Here is a 19,161-nt window from a genome sequence, read left to right as displayed (position 1 = left end):
ATGGCATTTCAGCAAATGAGAAAGGAGTAGAGGATATGCAGAAAAAAAGAATGTTTCAATGGCTGCTGCTAGGTCTGCTGTTAGTAACCGGATTCTTCCCATATAGAGGCTATGCTACTGATCCTGAGACTGTGACGTTCATCTTACACAAGAGAGTCCTTGTAGATGAGTCGATCACAGATCCACAGACCTCTCCATCAAATGGCAGACAATTGACAGAAAATGAATTGGCTAACTTAAATGGCCTTGGTCTGAGTGTTCCTTATAATGGCGCCACGTTTCATGTCTATCATTTGACGGATTATTATCTTCAATCACAAGAAGATGCGCAAGCTTTACCTAAACGCTTGGGACAGATGAACCCGATCCAGATCGAACAATTTATTGCAGAGCAGCAATTAGAAGAAGTGACAGGTAGCCCTGTCCTAACGCAGACTCATGCTGAATTTGGCGAAGGAGTGGGTGTGGTCGATGTTCCCAGAAAGCACAACGGTCACTATGGAATTTATCTGATCGTTGAGGATCATTCCCAGCAAACTAGTTATTTCAATGTGACAAATGCTGCACCGATAATGATTGGCTTGCCTCTAATGGACCCATTAAATGAAGTAGAGCTGACTCAGATTCATCTTTACCCTAAAAATGCTGGGTATTTTCGACAACCGTATTTTTACAAATATGGCAAAGAAGAAGACACTGAGCAGACCGAACCTCTCGAAGGTGTGATTTTTTCCCTGTTTCGTTATAACGAAGCTGGGGAAAAAATCTATTTAGCGCAAAATCAGGAGGCATTAGGGGATGTGTGGAAACAAAGTGATGATCCCTTAAACGATGAAGCAATCGCAACCTTCATCTCTGATGCTGCAGGGCGTGTCAAGATAGCAGACCATTTTTTGATCGGTGGTGAATACTATTTTGAAGAATTGCAAACTCTTCCGGGGTATGAGATCAGTGAAGAAAATCGGCAGATTCCATTATTTATCCCAAATACTTGGAAAAATGAATCAGGTGAGTTTTTATTCATGACACTTAATGAACAAAAAATGTCGGAACCTTTTTCTGATGAACAGGACGAATCGATAGAGAAAGGGCCTAGAATCTATAACATTTCACGAGCAGGAGAGTCTCAAAAGGACGATGATCTGCCAACGGATGCTGGGGGAGGACAAGGAGGAACAGCGACAGGGACGGAACAGTTATTCAATCGTCTGTTACCACGTACTGCAGAAATGAGACAAGCGCTAGCTATTTTAGGCATTGCGTTGTTATTACTGGCTTACTTGTTAAGGAAGTACATGAACAAAACTAGGAGGGAAGAAGATGACTGAAAGTAAAAAGAATAAATTCAGGATATTCGTGATGCTTGCTACGTTGTTGTTTTCGGCATTCAGTATTTTAGGAATGAGTCTTCCAGTAGCAGCAGCCCCAGAGCATGTGAATGTCACGCTTCATAAACGTGTTTGGCAGGATGAAATCCCGAAAGAAGCGTATCAACAGAATACTGGTGAACTAATGGAAAACTTTGGCGGTGATCCGTTAGACGGCGTGACATTTTCTGTCTATGATGTCACAGAACAATATTTTCGTTCTATCAGAGAGGATGGGAAAACAGCACGAGAAGCCTTGGAAAGAATCCAGTCTGATGCGGCTTTATATAAAAGAGCCCCTGATTATGCCAGTGACCCTTTGCAGACTAAAGTGACAGCAACAGCAAGTGGCGAGACCGATCCAAACAGACAGGGGATTGCGGTCTTTGACCAATTACCTCGAAAAGATGCCCAAGGTAGAGATGCTGTTTATCTCTTTGTCGAAGAAGAATCACCAGCGAATATATATGAAATGGCATACCCACTACTTTTGGCTTTGCCAGTCTATGCTGGTGATGGAGAACTAACAGAGATCCACCTCTATCCTAAAAATATTTTGAAAGAACATTCGAAAACTTTAGTAGATAGCGGTCGGTTTAATGAAGTAACAATCACTCAAGATGGGAATCAAGTAACCTACTATGATGTTGGAACAGATGACATCTTAAATTATCTGTTGACGGTTGCTGTTCCCCGTGACTTAGGTAACAAAGCATTTTTCGAAATCACGGATACACCAACTAATGGATTGCGACTAACGACCCCTGATTCAATCGAAGTATTGATTGATGGTGTAGCGGTACCTAGTAGTTATTTTACGATTGATACAGCTACTCCGAATGTTGGGTTTACGATTACTTTCCACATTGACAATGAGGAAGTGGTTGAATTATTACAAGGAAAAACGCTCACGATTTCTTATGACATGTCGCTCACGGGTGATGCAATCACTCAACTATCTGATAATACCGCCACAATCGATTTTGGCTCGGATCCTACGATCTTAGATGGACCAAAAGTCAAGACGAATGAGCATCAATTTAGAAAGATCAATAGTCATGATGGTAATCCATTAAGTGGGGCGGTCTTTCGGATTTTTAAAGATTCTGATGGTCAAGTATTGTACGCACGTCTGAATGAAGAGAATGTCTTGATTGGTTGGGATGATGTCGGGACAGAAATAACCTCAGGACCAGATGGCTATTTTGATATTCGGGGCTTTAAAGCGGGAACCTACACGTTGGAAGAGGTGACGGCTCCAAGTGGTTACGTCATTTTAGATCCTTATACCACTTTTGAAATTGATTCAACTGCTTCAGAGACACCTTTAGTTACGATCGAAAACCAACCTCAAGGGCTTTTACCGGAAACCGGTGGTATGGGCATCTATATTTTCCTGCTGATCGGGGGACTGATTCTCTTAGCAGCCTACGTCGTTTATCGACAAACGAAAAAAAAGCCAATGTAAACAGGTTTTGAAGGAGGGAATATATAATGTCCCAAAAACAGCGACCAAAAAAGTGGCTTCGGATCGTGATGTATCTCCTTTTTTTAACAGGTGGATTAATTGCGAGTTATCCTTTTTATGTCAATGCCTTCAACCAACTCGTTGATCATTATCGTATCAATGAGTCTCAAAAAACGAAAGCAGAACAGCAACAGGCACGAGAAAGAGCCAAAAAGTATAATCAAGAACTAGCAGAAAGAGGCATGGGAGCGATCACGCTCCCAACCTACACTGGACGGAAAGAAGCGGACCTCGCTAATTATTTAGCAAATCACTTGATTGGTTCGATTCAAATTCCTAAGATTAGGATCAGTGTTCCGCTGTTTGACCATGCAAGCCCAACGATCCTCCAATATGGTGCTGGTGTTTTGGAAGGAACGTCCTATCCTACTGGCGGCAAAAATAATCATAGTGTGATCTCTGCCCATAGTGGGATTCCTGAAAGAAAACTTTTTACGGATCTCGATCAACTGGAGTTGGAGGATATTTTCATTATCACCTATGCAGAAGAAAAGTTGGCCTATGAAGTGAATGACATCACTATTGTGACCCCTGACGACGTTAGCTCTCTAAAAATTTATCCAGAGGAAGATCTCGTGACTTTAGTCACCTGTACACCGTATATGATCAATTCCCATCGATTATTAGTCAGAGGACATCGAGTGCCTTATACAGAAGAACTAGCCCAAAAAGAAGCGAATGCAGAACAAAGACAATGGTGGCTCAATCTCATGATCTTACTCATTTTATTGCTCTTTGTAGGAAGTCTATCCCTGTTCATTCTGCGAGTCATACGTGAAAAGCCAATAGAATAGAAAAAGACATGTTGGATTACTTGAGAGAACCAACAATGAGAAAAAGCCCATAACCATAGAAAGCTTAGTGAAAACTTTCTAGTTATGGGCTTTTTTATATTCGTCAATTAACAAAACTGTCCAAAAAACATTGATAAGCCATAAAGAAGCGAACGGAGTAATTGAACAAAGCCAATTATTTCAACATTTTTTCTTCTCCACACAATACAAAATCGGTGGATTGTTTTTTTGATTAATAAATTGATAGTTTAAAACATTATACTGATCTTGAGGGAGCATTTGACAAAACTGTTGTACCATATCCAGTTCTGATTTCCCACCTTCATGACCATAGTAGACGACGATAATCATGCGTCCTCGAGGGGCTAAACGTTTCAGTATCTCTTCCATTGCGATTTTCGTTGTTTCAGGTAAAGTAATGATTGCTTTATCACTCTTAGGAAGATAACCTAGATTGAAAATCCCTGCTTTGATTGGTTGCTCTGGAGCCACGACATTCCCCAGTGTCTCATGACCTTGTAAATAAAGAGAGACTCGATCGGTCAATGCTTGTTCAGCGAGTTTTTCTTTCGTGGATTGCAAGGCAGCAGGTTGGATATCAAAACTGTAAACATGTCCGGTCTTCCCGACCAATTCAGCCATAAAAAGCGTATCGTAGCCATTACCCATTGTGGCATCAATAGCATGGTCACCTGGTTGCAGGATTTCTTTTAATAATGTATGGCTAAAGTGTAAAGCAGTTTGTAGCATTAGCAACGCACTCCTTTACGAACATCAAATTTCCCTTGATAACTATTGCGACGAACCAATTCTTCATCTATCGCATTCAAGACTTCCCACTTTTTCAAACTCCACATTGGTCCGATCAACGAATCCCAAGGGGCATCACCGGTAAGCCGATGGATAATGATTTCTTGAGGGATCATTTCCAATTGATCACAAATCACATTGACATAATCAGGACGGGTCATCAGTTGTAAACGACCTTCATGATAATCACGAAGCATCCTTGTTTTGCGCATCAAGTGCATTAAGTGAAGCTTGATTCCTTGGATATCTGAATCAAGGATCGTACGTCGGACATTTTCACGCATCATTTCTAATGTTTCACCAGGTAAACCGTTGATTAAGTGAGTGCAGACACGAATGCCATGTTTTCGTAATTTATTCACACCATCAAGGTAAGTTTGGTAGTCATGTGCGCGATTGATCAGTGTAGAGGTTTCTTCAAAAGTCGTTTGTAATCCTAATTCGACCCACAGATAAAGCCGTTCATTTAGTTCTGCGAGATAATCCACGACCGCATCTGGTAAGCAGTCTGGGCGAGTACCAATCGACAACCCGACAACACCAGGAAGGTTGATCACTTGTTCAAAACGCTCACGAATGATTTCTACAGGTGCATGAGTATTCGTGAAATTTTGGAAATAAACGATATATTGGGTTACCCCTGGCCATTTTTGATGCATCATATCGATTTCTTTATGGAACTGAATAGGTAATGGGTCTTCGGGAGCGACGATCATATCACCTGATCCAGAAACACTACAAAAAGTACAGCCCCCGTGGGCCACTGTACCATCACGATTGGGGCAGTCAAATCCTCCATCGATTGGCACTTTGAAAATTTTCCCGCCAAATTCATTTCTTAACGCATAATTCCATGAGTGGTAGCGTTTATTTCCATCTGAATATGTAAATTCCATTGTTATCCTTCTTTCTTAATGGTGCTAAATTCATCACTTTCTTCTACTCGTATTGAACGATTCAGATCATTATACCTGATGAATGACGTAAAATCTAAGCACTTTATAACGAGAATCGTTCTTAGAATCAAGTAAAGAGACAGATTAACTAATCATCAAAGAAAAAAGTTAACTGTCTCTCCACAATTTTTTATTGATTTGGATGATTTGTAACAAAAGTTCTCACTAAAAAATACTTGTGTGAGATCAAGACGTTTTCTGCGTGTTTAGCCATTTTTCTTTTTGGGTTCGATAAATTGGATACGTGAAGCATAACCACGAGAGGCTAAGTAAAAAGCCGCCTAGAATATCACTTGGAAAATGAACGCCTAAATAAATACGGCTAATCCCAACACTTACTATAATAAACGCTAGAAGTATTTGAATCAATGGACGAAAGACCTTTTTTTGAATAATGACAGGAATTAGAAAAATCAGTGTACCATATAAAATCATACTACCAGCTGCATGACCACTAGGAAAACTGTAACTGTGCTCTACCACAAGGTGTTCAAGGGTTGGGCGAACGCGCATCACGAATAGTTTGATCACAGGATTGATGATCCCAGCAATGGCAATAAAATTAACCGCTAACCAAATCATTTCAGGTCTTTTTTTCTTCCACCATAACAAAAATGAAACCAGCAAGAAGACTAAGATGACCGTGAGTGGATTGCCAAATTTTGTCATAAACAGCTGATAAGCATTCCAATGGGGGTAGGGAGCGCGGATCATTTCTGTTATTGATTGATCAAATCCCGCCAGTAAAGAAATACGGTATTTGACAATGTAGCCTAAGACTAAAAAGAGCAGTAAAAAACAAGCTCCAGCTACATGAAAAGTTGTACGTTGCTTCATAAATATCCTCCTTTTCAACAATGACTCATTATAGCATTATTCTCTCTATAAATAATATCCATAATTATTTATAGAATCGAGCACTTAATCAAAAAATAAAAAAGGTATTTTATTTGTAAATCACTTTGTAATCTCCTAGACATTTTCAAGTAATATAACTGACATACTTTGACTGGGAAAGTTTAAATCGATTATTTGTTAAAAGTCGTTAAAATCAAGCGGGGAAAGGTGCTATTTTTTTCTCAGTGTTGAACATTACGAAAGGTTACAGTCTGATTACAATAAGCAGTCACACACTTAAATAACTTTTAATAAAGATTAAGAGAAGTTATAATTATTATAATAGTATAGAAATTGTAGATAGAAGTTGGAGGATAGAAGATGGAAAACATTGCAAGAAAAGAACGTAGACGTTTAAATGAAACCAAACGTTTTCGTAAAGTAAAACGTAGTGCTGCACTTGTCGGTACGGCGATGGTCGGCTGTTCTGTGGCAGCGCCATTGATTCAGCCTGTACAAGTAGATGCTGATCAAACCCCCACACAATTCGGTGCCAGAATCAATACAGCAGCGTTTATTGCTGAGATTGCTACGTATGCACAACCAATTGCTCAAGCCAACGATTTATATGCCTCAGTCATGATTGCTCAAGCAGTCGTCGAAAGTGGTTGGGGAAGTAGTGCCTTGTCACAAGCACCTTACTATAATCTATTTGGGATTAAAGGAAGTTATCAAGGTCAAACTGTTTATATGGATACACTCGAATATCTTAACAATAAATGGGTATCTAAAAAAGAACCTTTCCGTCAGTACCCTTCTTTTGCAGAGTCATTTAATGACAATGCCTATGTTTTAAGAAATACCTCTTTTGGTAATGGCTATTATTATGCAGGTACTTGGAAAAGCAACACTAAATCTTATACTGATGCTACTGCTTGTTTGACAGGTCGTTATGCAACTGATCCAGGGTACGCTGGAAAACTAAACAATATTATTACAACCTATGGATTGACCAAATACGATACACCAGCTAGCGGCAACGCTGGAGGCGGTGCAACGATTGGAAATGGCGGGAATACGGGAAATACATCCAATTCTGTAAGTACTAGTGGGAACTCAGGCGGTTCTGCAACTACGACTGGTACGACTTATACCGTCAAATCAGGAGACTCCGTTTGGGGAATCTCTCATTCATTTGGAATCACGATGGCGCAGTTAATCGAATGGAATAATATCAAAAATAATTTTATCTATCCAGGACAAAAATTAACGATCAAAGGTGGCCAATCTGCAGGTTCTTCAACCACTAACACTGGTAATAATGCTTCTTCTGGAAATACTTCTGGCAACACGAATACGTCTGGCAGTACGGGGCAAGCAACTGGTGCAAAATATACGGTTAAATCAGGCGATTCTGTTTGGAAAATTGCGAATGATCATGGGATTTCGATGAATCAACTGATCGAATGGAATAACATCAAGAATAACTTTGTTTATCCAGGTCAACAGTTGGTTGTTTCAAAAGGTAGTTCTTCAGCAAGCGGTTCTACTTCTAATACATCGACAGGTAATGCATCTAGTAATACGGCAAATACAGGAAGTACTACTTCTGGAAGTACTTATACTGTCAAAGCAGGCGAATCGGTTTGGAGTGTTTCGAATAAATTTGGAATTTCCATGAACCAACTGATTCAATGGAACAATATTAAAAATAATTTTATTTACCCAGGGCAAAAATTGATTGTCAAAGGTGGCTCATCTTCAAGTAATGCGTCCGCTTCGACAGCTAATAACAAGAACACCGCATCAAGCAATACCAGCTCAACTGCGACAGGGCAAGCGACTTATACTGTCAAGGCAGGCGAATCAGTATGGGGTGTTGCAAATAAAAATGGGATTTCCATGAACCAGTTGATTGAATGGAACAATATTAAGAATAACTTCATTTATCCAGGACAGAAATTGATCGTCAAAGGTGGAAGCAGTAAAGCAAGCGCAACAGCAACAACCAAACCAACAGCTTCAACGCCAGCTTCTACAACTCCAACGGCTTCTTCAACGGGTGATACGAAGTACACCGTTAAAGCAGGCGAATCGGTGTGGGGCGTTGCCAATAAACACCATATTACGATGGATCAGTTGATTGAATGGAACAACATCAAAAATAATTTTATTTATCCAGGACAAGAAGTCATCGTTAAAAAAGGCACTGCACAATCAACGCCAGCGAAATCAGATGAAAAAACCTATACCGTCAAAGCAGGCGAATCAGTATGGGGCGTTGCCGATAGTCATGGAATCACCATGAATCAATTGATCGAATGGAATAATATCAAGAATAACTTTATTTATCCGGGACAACAGTTGATCGTCAAAAAATAAGTAATGATACATGGCAGGAAATCAGTAAATGTGTGAAATAATATTTGAACTTGTAGCATTTATTTGTTACTATGAATCTACACTTTTGAGTAAATAAAAATCAACGCCTGAAAAGGAAGTAGTAAAAAGTCGAAAGTTTTAGAGAGCACATGGTTGGTGGAAATGTGTACGGACGCTTTTGAACTCGCCTTTGAGTTGCGCCTACTGAAATCACAAACAGAGTAAGTAGGAGCGGTGACGACCGTTACAACGTTTGAGGCCTTTGTGAAAAGGCAAAATTAGGTGGTACCACGTAGATTACGTCCTATAAAAAGAGCAATCTTTTTATAGGACTTTTTTGTTTTCTTCAGATGAAAAAAACAAAAAGGTGAGGCTAGACTTCACTAAACTTCGACAGATTAATGTGGAAGTACAAATAGATCAGGGGGATAGAAAATGAGTTATAACCATAAAGAAATCGAAAAGAAATGGCAAAAATACTGGGCAAAAAACAATACCTTCAATACCCATGATGATCCTGAAAAACCAAAGTTCTATGCGTTGGATATGTTTCCATACCCATCAGGTCAAGGCTTGCATGTTGGACATCCGGAAGGCTATACAGCAACAGATATCTTATCTCGTTTTAAACGCAGTCAAGGATTCAATGTCTTGCATCCGATGGGATGGGATGCGTTCGGACTACCAGCCGAACAGTACGCATTAGATACAGGAAATGATCCAGCTGAATTTACACAAAAAAACATTGAAACATTTCGTCGTCAAATCAATTCTTTAGGGTTTAGTTATGACTGGAATCGTGAAGTCAACACAACTGATCCAGAATATTACAAATGGACACAATGGATCTTTACAAAATTATACGAAAAAGGTTTGGCATATGAAGCAGAAGTAGCAGTTAACTGGGTACCTGAACTTGGTACGGTGATCTCTAATGAAGAAGTGATCGATGGAAAAAGTGAACGTGGCGGCTACGATGTCGTCCGCAAACCAATGCGTCAGTGGATGCTAAAGATCACTGCATACGCAGATCGTTTACTTGATGATCTTGATTTAGTAGATTGGCCAGATAGCATCAAAGAAATGCAACGCAACTGGATCGGTCGTTCAGTAGGAGCAAATGTGGAATTTAAAGTTGCTGGAACAGACAAAACGTACACGATTTTTACCACACGACCAGATACACTGTTTGGCGCAACGTACTCTGTTTTAGCTCCTGAATTAGACTTGGTGCAAGAAATCACGACGCCAGAACAAAAAGCAGCAGTTGAAGCATACATCGAAGAGACAGCTAAAAAATCAGATTTGAAACGTACAGATCTAGCGAAAGAAAAAACGGGTGTCTTTACTGGAGCTTATGCCATCAATCCAGTTAATGGAAAAGAGATCCCGATCTGGATCGCTGACTATGTGTTAGCTTCTTATGGTACTGGAGCAATCATGGCTGTGCCTGCTCACGATGAACGTGATTATGAATTTGCAAAAACCTTTGATTTAGAAATTCTTCCCGTGATCGAAGGAGGAAATATTGAAGAGGCTGCTTATACAGAAGATGGTCCTCATATCAATTCTGAATTTTTGAATGGCATGAATAAAGCAGAAGCCATTGCTAAAATGAATGAATGGTTAGAAGAAAATAGTTGTGGGAAAAAAGAAGTCAGCTATCGTTTACGTGACTGGTTATTCTCACGTCAACGTTACTGGGGGGAACCAATTCCGATCATTCATTGGGAAGATGGTACAGTCACAGCTTTACCAGAAGAAGAGCTGCCATTACGTTTGCCTAAAACGACTAATATCAAACCAAGTGGAACAGGAGAATCGCCACTTGCCAACATCGAAGAATGGGTGAATGTTGTCGATCCTGTGACTGGCAAAAAAGGTCGCCGTGAAACCAATACAATGCCACAATGGGCAGGAAGTTCTTGGTATTATTTACGTTATATCGATCCACATAATAAAACAGAATTAGCGAACTATGAGAAATTAGAACGCTGGTTGCCAGTAGATATCTACATTGGTGGAGCAGAACATGCCGTTCTTCACTTGCTGTACGCTCGTTTCTGGCACAAATTCTTATATGATATCGGTGTTGTACCTACAAAGGAACCATTCCAAAAATTATACAACCAAGGAATGATCTTGGGAGAAAACAACGAAAAAATGTCTAAATCACGTGGCAATGTCGTTAATCCAGATGATGTCGTGGCCAAATATGGCGCAGATACATTACGATTATATGAAATGTTTATGGGACCATTAGACGCATCGATTGCTTGGAGTGAAAATGGACTAGAAGGAAGCCGCAAATTCTTAGATCGTGTTTGGCGTTTGATCGTGGATGAAAACAATAAGATGCGTGATCGAATCACCACTTTAAATGATGGAAAATTAGATAAAGTGTATCATCAAACCGTCAAAAAAGTTACGGAAGATTACGAAAATCTTCACTTCAATACAGCCATCTCTCAATTAATGGTGTTTGTCAATGAAGCGTATAAAGTGGATGCACTACCTTATGAATATATCGAAGGATTTGTTCAATTGTTGGCACCGATCGCACCACACATGGGTGAAGAACTATGGGCAATCTTAGGAAATGAGGAAGGGATTTCTTACGCAGCTTGGCCAACTTATGATGAGTCAGCTTTAGTCGAAGATGAAATCGAAGTTGTCTTCCAAATCAATGGTAAGGTCCGAGGAAAAGCTAATGTTTCACGTGACTTACCAAAAGATGAACTTGAAAAAATAGCGATGAACAATGAAACGATCAAAGAAAACATTGCTGGAAAAACCGTTCGTAAAGTGATCGTTGTACCAAATAAATTAGTAAATATCGTAGCTAATTAAAAAGCAGGAACAAGTGAATTATAAGAGATTGTTGAAGGAGCTTTCGATGAAACTCAGAGCCACTTTCAGAATGAAGAACAGATCATTAAAAACAATTTTGGCTGTTTCAGTATTTTAAGATGTTTTATAAGTCGCAATCAGTTCAGCAAGTTTATAACTGACTAAACGTAGGAAAAGAGATTATGACAAAAGTGTCTAGCTCCGAGAAATAAGCCGGAGAAGAGGTTGAGCCAAGTGTTGGCTCAACCTCTTTCTTCGGCTTATTTTCCGTTAGAGCTTGAAACACCGTGGATAAGATCGTGAAAGAGGCGGATAGCTCCGAGCAGATGCTTAAATACTATTTATTTGTCTTGGGTCGCTTCCTCTCAAACTCTTTTATAGAAAAATAAAGTGAAGAGAAACTAAAACAAAGAAAATTTCAATTGAAGAGTTAGAACCATTCACCGAGTGGAAGTTTGCTGACGTTTTTTTTTTGTGAATGACTATCCAAGATGAACAGTTATTTTTTGTTAGTTACAAAAGTGAAAAAAACAAAAAGTGTTTTATTAAAATTGCTTATGTCTCATAATATTTGCATCGTGATACCTTTTGAACGTAAACAAATGACACATTTTTTTAAAACATTGTTATTTTTATTTAGTTGGCATGTTTTCTTTTTTTTTAATACCAAGCTATAGTATTACGCTATTATGTTTTTTTTATTTTAGAAAAATGACAGGCCGATGAAACAACCGCAAATCTGTTAAAAATTACCATTCTATCGGTAAAAAAAGGTTTTGTTCTAAGCGGATAATCGTAGATAATTTTAGTGTAGGTGTTTCATATGTTTTTGGAGGTGAGTATACGTAAGATTAAAATGAAAAATTTTTCTTTACATAGTGATTTTTGTTATGTTAATAGTCAAATAAACTATCATCTCATGAGCAAAAAAGTAACCTTTTACAAATATTAGGAACGTTCACATTAGGAATGTTCATAAGAAATAATAAAAATTTTGTTTATTTAATCTTTCCTTTTAGAGAATTTGAGCAAGGAAAAAGAGTGAGTGTATTAGTAAGAGAGGAGGACAGAAAATTTGAAAAGCAAGCATTTGCGAACGATAACAACCTCTTTGTTGTTGTTCCAAAATTGTCTTTATCCATTAACCGTTTTTGCTGAGGAAGCACCACCAGAACTAGATACGGAGTTTGTACAGGATTTACAAAATCAAGGGGAACAACCAGTGATGCAAGAACCTGTTTCACCTGAAACAGCTGCAAACGACTCAACAGAAGAGTCAATCGAGGTAGAGGAGCCAGTAGAAGAAAATACAGAGGAAATCGTAGAAGAAGCACCTGTAGTTGAGGAAGTACCGATCGTTGAAGAACAAGAAGTGGAAGAAGTACCAACTGAAATACCAACTGAACAGCCAACTGAAGTAACGGAACCTGTGACTCCATGGGAAGATCCTGTACCACCAGTCCTTCGACAAAGTGCTGAGTTAAGGAAGAATAATTTACCAAACCTAGATAAATATCGACCTGATCTGATAGCAAATGGGAAAAAAAGTTATATTGAGAAAACGTTAGCGACACAGATTAATCGCACTATTATGTTGGGAGCTGCCGTTGGTTCGAAGACTTCCTTTACTGTGAATGTGCCTACCTATGAGAAGGTCACTCAAGATAAAGATCATGGTTGGATTTCTTGGATAGCAAGTAATCTAACCACAACGGATGATTATCCATACGATACGATGTATTATGGGAATCATTCATCTTACCGCGGAACGTATACGTTAACGATTCCATCTGATCAAAGTGTCAATGGGTACCAAGTGACGGTTACGAAGCCTAGTATTTCTTCTTATGCCGCATCTTTTACCGTCACGATCACTAGGCTGGCATCAACCAGTGCAAAAGAAGATCGATTAGTACTTAACGGAGACGTGAAACTAGGGACGACGGCTGTAGCCTCCCAATACTCTGTTTTAGACTCGATCCCGATCGAAGATGTTTCGTATGTCAATGCTTTGCTGGGAACGATTACGGTGAAGAAAGAGCAACCTGAATTTGAGATTAAAAATGAAGTGACCGTTGAAGCACAAAGAGGAAAAGAACTGTCTACGAGCATCCTAAAATCGTGGTTTTCTACGATATCGGAGAATTCAGGGAATTATGACTATAGTCTGTCTTCCGGACCGGCAGAATGGGCACCTGGAGCAACTGGAAAAGCTACAGTTATTGTCAAAAATAAAACAACGAATAACACGCAAGAATTTACGACTAACTATACTGTTGTAGATACTACTGCACCAAAATACACAGTAATCAGGGATGCACCATTGGAGGCTAGACGAAAAGGGAGTCTCACTGATGAAGAACTAAGGAGTATATTTGAAAAACTAGAAGATAACTGGAGTAAACCGGAGGATCTCCAGATTGAGTTATTTGATTATAACGGTTCCAACGTTCCTTGGGAGATTGCTGGGACTCAACCAGGTGTTGAAATTGTCAAGGTACGTGTGACCGACCAAGCAGGGAATGCTGCTACGGGAAGTGGTTATCGTATCCAAGTGGTTGATACTACGCCTCCTGATGGGAAACTAAAAGACAAAATCGTGATTGAACAAGGAATGGAACTGAAAGATTTAAGAGGTTTACTAGAGGGTGATCCAACCGACAATTGGTCCTTGCCAGAAAAAATCAGTCTTTCGTTGGCTGTTGATGGCGGCAAGCAAGTCTCGGAATTACCTAGGGGAGAGCATAAATTTACGCTAACCTTGACGGATGAGGCTGGAAATCCTAAAGAGCTCAAAGGTACGTTACACGTCGGTGATGCGTTTAAAATCAAATCGGAAGTGGTTGTCCAAGCACAAAGAGCCAAAGAGCTATCAACTGAAATTCTCAAAAGCTGGTTTGAACAATTACCAAACAATCCTGACAGTTATGACTATCGTCTAGTCTCCGGACCGGCAGAATGGGCACCAGACACTAACGGACAAGCAACAGTCGCTGTCACAAATAAAGCAACGAATGAAACAAAAGAATATGAAACGAAATACTCCGTCGTAGACACTAAAGCACCCACCGCAACACTTAAAAAAGAGATCGTGTTTGAAGCAAGGCGTACAGGTGCGCTCACGCAAGCAGAACTACGAGAACTGTTGATTGAGAGTGATCTGCAAGATAATTGGAGTTTACCAGAAAAGATTACGATCGGATTGACTAACATCGGATCCGCAAATGAACCGTTTGAACTTGTTGGAAAGGCACCAAGTATGTATGGTAGTATTTTTGTTACTTTAACAGATGAAGCTGGAAATACGGCTCGATACATGAAAAATATTTCAGTCGTTGACACGCAAGCACCAGAGGGCAAGCTTAAGGAGTCACTGTTTTTTGAAAAAGGCAGTAAAGAGCCAGATTTACGAGAGTTATTAGATGGCGAACCCACCGACAACTGGTCGCTACCAGAAAATATCAAACTTGCGTTAAGCTTCAAGGACGGCAAGCAGTTTTCAGAATTACCTGAAGGGGCGCACGAGTTTACGTTAACCTTGACGGATGAAAGGGGAAATGCTAGAGAACTTAAGGGGAAGTTGTACATCGGTGAACGGTTTGAAATAAAGTCTGAAGTGGTTGTTGAAGCCCAACGAAGCCAAGAATTATCTCGGACGATTCTAGAATCATGGTTTGATAAACGACCAAAAGATACCGATGATTATGAGTATCGTCTGACTAATGGACCGAAAGAATGGGCACCTGGAGCAACTGGAGAAGTAACAGTTGCTGTGAAAAACAAAACAACGAATCACACGCAAGAACTTACTACTAAATATACAGTAGTAGATACGAAGGCACCGACAGCAGAGTTTGAACGGAGTGTTTCATTTGAAGCAAGACGTACAGGCAGTCTTAGCCGAGAAGAGTTAATGAGTGTGATTAAAGAAGGGACTTTACAAGATAATTGGAGTTTACCAGAAAAGATTACGATTGGGCTGGAGGATCTTCAAGGAGGAAAGTTTGAAGTTGCTGGGAAAGTGCCTTCAGCTACTGCGTATGTTGTAGCCTCTGTTCTAACAGACGAAGCAGGAAACCAACAACACTTTTCACCTATAAATCTATTGATCGAGGATACAACACCTCCAGAAGGAAAGCTAAGAGATTCACTTGTCTATGAGCAAGGAAGTGAAATGCCGGATTTACGAGAGTTGTTAGATGGCGATCCAACTGACAATTGGTCCTTACCAGAAAATATCCGACTTGAGTTAACTTTCGAGAATGGCTTAGAATTTTCTGAGTTGCCTGCAGACGATCATCGATTTACGCTGAAATTGATTGATGAATTTGGCAATAAAACAGAACTAGACGGAATATTGACGATTACATCTAACGCACAATACATCGATGTCACCATTCCTGCACGTATGAGTTTTGTACAGGAGGATATTCTAGCTGGTATCGCTTCACCAAATTATGAGATCAAAAATAATTCCAACCGTCCGGTATCCGTTTATGTGGATGCCATGACTAGTCTTGAAGAAACCGAACGATTAACTGAACTGACATTAGGTTTGCAAAATACGGATCATGAACAAGAGGTAGTTTTAGTAGCAAATGGTCAAAATCTATCAGAAACCGTTGAACTTGTCACTTTAACAAGTGAACAGAATGCTTATGAGTTCTCTTTCTTTGGAACAGCAGGTGACAACATCTTGTCGGAAACCTTAGATGCGCCAATCAGACCTAGTTACTTGATGCAGTTGCATTTTAAAACACCATGAGATATAGACCTATTCAAAAGAGATCGTGAAAGCATCGGATAGTTCCGAAAACAAACAGAAAGAATTTTTTAACCAACTAAAAAAGAAACTGAGGCAAGTTTTAGCTCAGTTTCTTTTTTTGTATGTTTTTTTCTTCCTAATCGATACGGAAGTATTTCTTTTGTAAAGAAAACGTTTACAATTTATACTTTAAATAGAACGAAAAGGAAGGAGCAAATAAAATGAAAAAAGCATTGATTATTTGTGCAGCAGGGATGTCATCTTCTATGATGGCTTCTAAGACCACGGATCTATTCAAACAAAAGGGGGAAGAAATCGAAGTCGATGCGGTATCTGCGACAGAAGGCGATAAAATGATCAAGTCAAGCGACTTTGATTTATTTCTCATTAGTCCTCAAACCACGATGTTTTTAGATAAGTTTGTTAAACTAGGAAAAACGGTTGATAAACCTGTGGTTAGTATCCCCTTTCAAGCGTATGTTCCGATTCCCACAGGTATTCAGAAATTAGCGGAATTGATTGAAGAAAATATCTAACTAGGAGTGGATAAAGATGAAACAGATCGAAAAAGCATTGTTAGGGCTATTGATCAACTACCAAAAAAAATATATCACTAGTCATGAGCTTGCTTCTGAATTGTCTTTATCTGATCGAACAATCCGTAAATACATGGTTGATGTCAAAGAGAAAATTGAAAAAAATGGGGCAAAAATCATTGCCAAACAAGGACAAGGATATCAGTTGGCGATCTTAAAGCCTTTGGCATTTGCATTTTTTTTAAAACATCAAAATATCGCAGCTGATCAAGGCATGTCTGAAATGGAATTTTTTGAAACTGAAGACAGGCAAAAATATCTGTTGAATAAGTTATTGCTAGAAGATGAAGCCATTTTTATGGATGAATTAGAGTCGGAACTCTTTATCAGCCGTTCTAGTTTATCCAATGATCTAAATGAGATAAAGGCAAAAATTGAGCCCTATGCGTTAAAAATTTGTTCTAAACCGCGACAAGGAATGTGGATCGAAGGATCAGAGCAAAACAAGCGCCATTTTATTATGGACACATTTTTTGGTGATCAAGCAGCTAATTCTTTAAAAGATTATTTAGTGAACAGTCACTTTTTCAATGAATTCAATTTTGAAGAGGTTTTAATCATTATTTTAGATGAGATCCGAGAAGCAAATTTAAAAGTTTCTGATTTTATCATGCAAAATCTAGCATTACACCTAGCCTTAACGATCAAGCGAATCAACGAAGGATTCCCCATTGAAGCTTTAGATTTTAGTGAAGAGTTAGTGGATCGCCGTGAATATCAAGTAGCAAAAAAGATCGTTCAACGAATGAATCGTGTGACAAAAGTACCTTTTCCAGAAGCGGAAATTCATTATCTGACATTGCATTTGGTTGCTAAGTCTAATCCCATCGAAAAAATAAATGATGAGCTGCTTTACGAGGAATTAGCAAGAGTGATTGAGCAGCTTGCCGACTTTTTTGGCGATTCACTGATTGAGGATCAACAATTAAAAAATGGTCTGCTTAATCATTTGACGCCAATGGTGGTTCGTCTACGGCAAGGGATTACTTTAGAGAATCCGTTGACTGAGGATATAAAAAAAGAAAATATGGTCGCCTTTGAACAGACGAAAAGAATATTTAGTCAAATGCCTATGTTACGACAATTCACGATCAATGAAGATGAATGGGCGTATCTTACCTTACACATCATGGCAGCTTTAGAAAAAGTCAGAACAGCGAAAAAAATACGTGTATTGATCATTTGTGCAACTGGTTATGGAAGTGCGCAATTGTTGAAGAATCGTGTGCTTGCTGAGTTTGGCGAAATGCTCTTAGTGACCAATGTCAAAGGTTATTACGAGATCAATGAAATGACTTTGATGGGCGTAGATATGATTATTTCATCAATCGATTTATCAACGATGATTTTTAAGATCCCCGTATTACATGTGAGTGTCTTTTTGAATCCACTAGATAGCCAAAAAATTCGACAGACGATTGCGGACTTACAACCTTGTCCGTCAAAAAGAATAAAAACTATTTGCACAGATTCTCCGAAAAAAAGACAGGATTATCATGGCCAGCTTTCTGAAAGATGGTACAAAGTCTATTCTGAAAGACCAACTAAAGAGACGGTGATTTTAGACCTACTCTCGCTTTTAGAAAAAGACGAAGTAAAAGATTATACCCTTGAAATGATGGCACAAATCAGCAAGCGAGAGAAAATGGGGCAGATTGTCTTCAGTGAAACCGTTGCAGTCCCACATCCAGCTATTCCAGTAGGGGTCACGACAAAAATTGCAGTCGCAGTGATTCCGGAGGGGATGTTTTGGGATGATTACCAACAGATCAAATTTGTTTTTCTCGTGTCACCATCTTTTATTGAAAACGAAGAAATTACTATAGTGACAAAAGCAATTGTGCAATTAATTGATCGCACAGATTTGCAACAACAAATTTTAATTGAACCAACGTTTGAAAATTTTAGCAATCATTTTGACGAGGTGATTGAATAAGGAGGAATACGTGTGACTGGAAATATGACGAGTGAAGAATTACAAGTCATCGCTTTTGATATTATTTTGCATAGTGGAAATGCCCGAACATTGATTCATGAAGCCTTCAAACTTCTACGGCAAGGAGAAAAAGCGGAAGCGAGTCAACAATTAGATAAAGCAAATGAAGCTATTTTAGAAGCGCATAAAGCCCAGACAAACTTGCTAAAAGAATATGCAAGTGGGCAAAAAATCGAGATGGAGATCATCATGGTCCATGCCCAAGATCATTTAATGACAACAATGACCCTTTTAGAAGTCGCAAATGAAATGAGTTATTTGTATCAACAAAAAGCTTGAA

At 39.1% G+C, this 19,161-nt stretch carries 12 protein-coding genes and 1 other annotated feature; of the genes, 9 read left to right on the top strand and 3 right to left on the bottom strand.

From position 1 onward, the window contains the following. The first annotated feature begins 35 nt into the window (after positions 1-35). From IGJ18_RS12520 to IGJ18_RS12510, 3 genes are read left to right on the top strand one after another with little or no spacing between them, the layout of a single operon-like run. Complete coding sequence (locus IGJ18_RS12520; protein WP_438843398.1) at positions 36-1,328, top strand: pilin N-terminal domain-containing protein; 1,293 nt, start codon at positions 36-38, stop codon at positions 1,326-1,328. Further along, complete coding sequence (locus IGJ18_RS12515; protein ID WP_438843397.1) at positions 1,321-2,835, top strand: SpaH/EbpB family LPXTG-anchored major pilin; 1,515 nt, start codon at positions 1,321-1,323, stop codon at positions 2,833-2,835. The genes IGJ18_RS12520 and IGJ18_RS12515 overlap by 8 nt, the downstream gene beginning before the upstream one ends. Before the next feature lie 26 nt (positions 2,836-2,861). Next, on the top strand, positions 2,862-3,689 hold the full coding sequence (locus IGJ18_RS12510) for a class C sortase (protein WP_063627623.1): 828 nt from the start codon (positions 2,862-2,864) through the stop codon (positions 3,687-3,689). A gap of 180 nt (positions 3,690-3,869) precedes the next feature. Here the strand turns inward: IGJ18_RS12510 and IGJ18_RS12505 are convergent, their stop codons facing one another. From IGJ18_RS12505 to IGJ18_RS12495, 3 genes are all read right to left on the bottom strand, one after another. Continuing rightward, positions 3,870-4,439, bottom strand: coding sequence for a class I SAM-dependent methyltransferase (locus IGJ18_RS12505; protein WP_053766190.1), 570 nt, complete (start codon positions 4,437-4,439; stop codon positions 3,870-3,872). Then, entirely contained in the window at positions 4,439-5,395 is a 957-nt protein-coding gene (locus IGJ18_RS12500) for a TIGR01212 family radical SAM protein (RefSeq protein WP_010736968.1), read from the bottom strand. The genes IGJ18_RS12505 and IGJ18_RS12500 overlap by 1 nt, the downstream gene beginning before the upstream one ends. Positions 5,396-5,641: 246 nt before the next feature. Then, positions 5,642-6,292, bottom strand: coding sequence for a phosphatase PAP2 family protein (locus tag IGJ18_RS12495; RefSeq protein WP_010721028.1), 651 nt, complete (start codon positions 6,290-6,292; stop codon positions 5,642-5,644). Between the two features lie 381 nt (positions 6,293-6,673). Here IGJ18_RS12495 and IGJ18_RS12490 point away from each other — a divergent pair, with 381 nt between their 5' ends. The 6 genes from IGJ18_RS12490 (at position 6,674) to IGJ18_RS12465 (ending at position 19,160) form a co-directional block, all read left to right on the top strand. Next, the gene (locus IGJ18_RS12490; RefSeq protein WP_438843396.1) at positions 6,674-8,674 is read left to right on the top strand and encodes a muramidase-2; all 2,001 of its coding nucleotides are present in this window, start codon (positions 6,674-6,676) and stop codon (positions 8,672-8,674) included. Between the two features lie 99 nt (positions 8,675-8,773). Then, positions 8,774-8,984: a binding site (T-box leader), on the top strand. Positions 8,985-9,109: 125 nt separating this feature from the next. Then, complete coding sequence (gene leuS / locus IGJ18_RS12485; protein ID WP_034868000.1) at positions 9,110-11,524, top strand: leucine--tRNA ligase; 2,415 nt, start codon at positions 9,110-9,112, stop codon at positions 11,522-11,524. Between the two features lie 1,075 nt (positions 11,525-12,599). Then, positions 12,600-16,289, top strand: coding sequence for a hypothetical protein (locus tag IGJ18_RS12480; RefSeq protein WP_438843395.1), 3,690 nt, complete (start codon positions 12,600-12,602; stop codon positions 16,287-16,289). A gap of 221 nt (positions 16,290-16,510) precedes the next feature. Then, the gene (locus IGJ18_RS12475) at positions 16,511-16,825 is read left to right on the top strand and encodes a PTS cellobiose transporter subunit IIB (protein WP_010736972.1); all 315 of its coding nucleotides are present in this window, start codon (positions 16,511-16,513) and stop codon (positions 16,823-16,825) included. Between the two features lie 16 nt (positions 16,826-16,841). Continuing rightward, positions 16,842-18,821 carry a BglG family transcription antiterminator gene (locus tag IGJ18_RS12470; protein ID WP_010736973.1) on the top strand — a complete coding sequence of 660 codons (1,980 nt, stop codon included), beginning with the start codon at positions 16,842-16,844 and terminating at the stop codon, positions 18,819-18,821. 24 nt (positions 18,822-18,845) lie between these two features. Beyond that, on the top strand, positions 18,846-19,160 hold the full coding sequence (locus IGJ18_RS12465) for a PTS cellobiose transporter subunit IIA (RefSeq protein ID WP_014834421.1): 315 nt from the start codon (positions 18,846-18,848) through the stop codon (positions 19,158-19,160). Position 19,161: the final 1 nt, after the last annotated feature.

Origin of the sequence: Enterococcus sp. AZ078, from assembly GCF_051714985.1 — a bacterium.
GTDB lineage: Bacteria > Bacillota > Bacilli > Lactobacillales > Enterococcaceae > Enterococcus_B > Enterococcus_B hirae.
The sequence above is the reverse complement of the archived record's forward strand: the minus strand, read 5'-3'. Positions and strand labels throughout refer to the sequence as shown.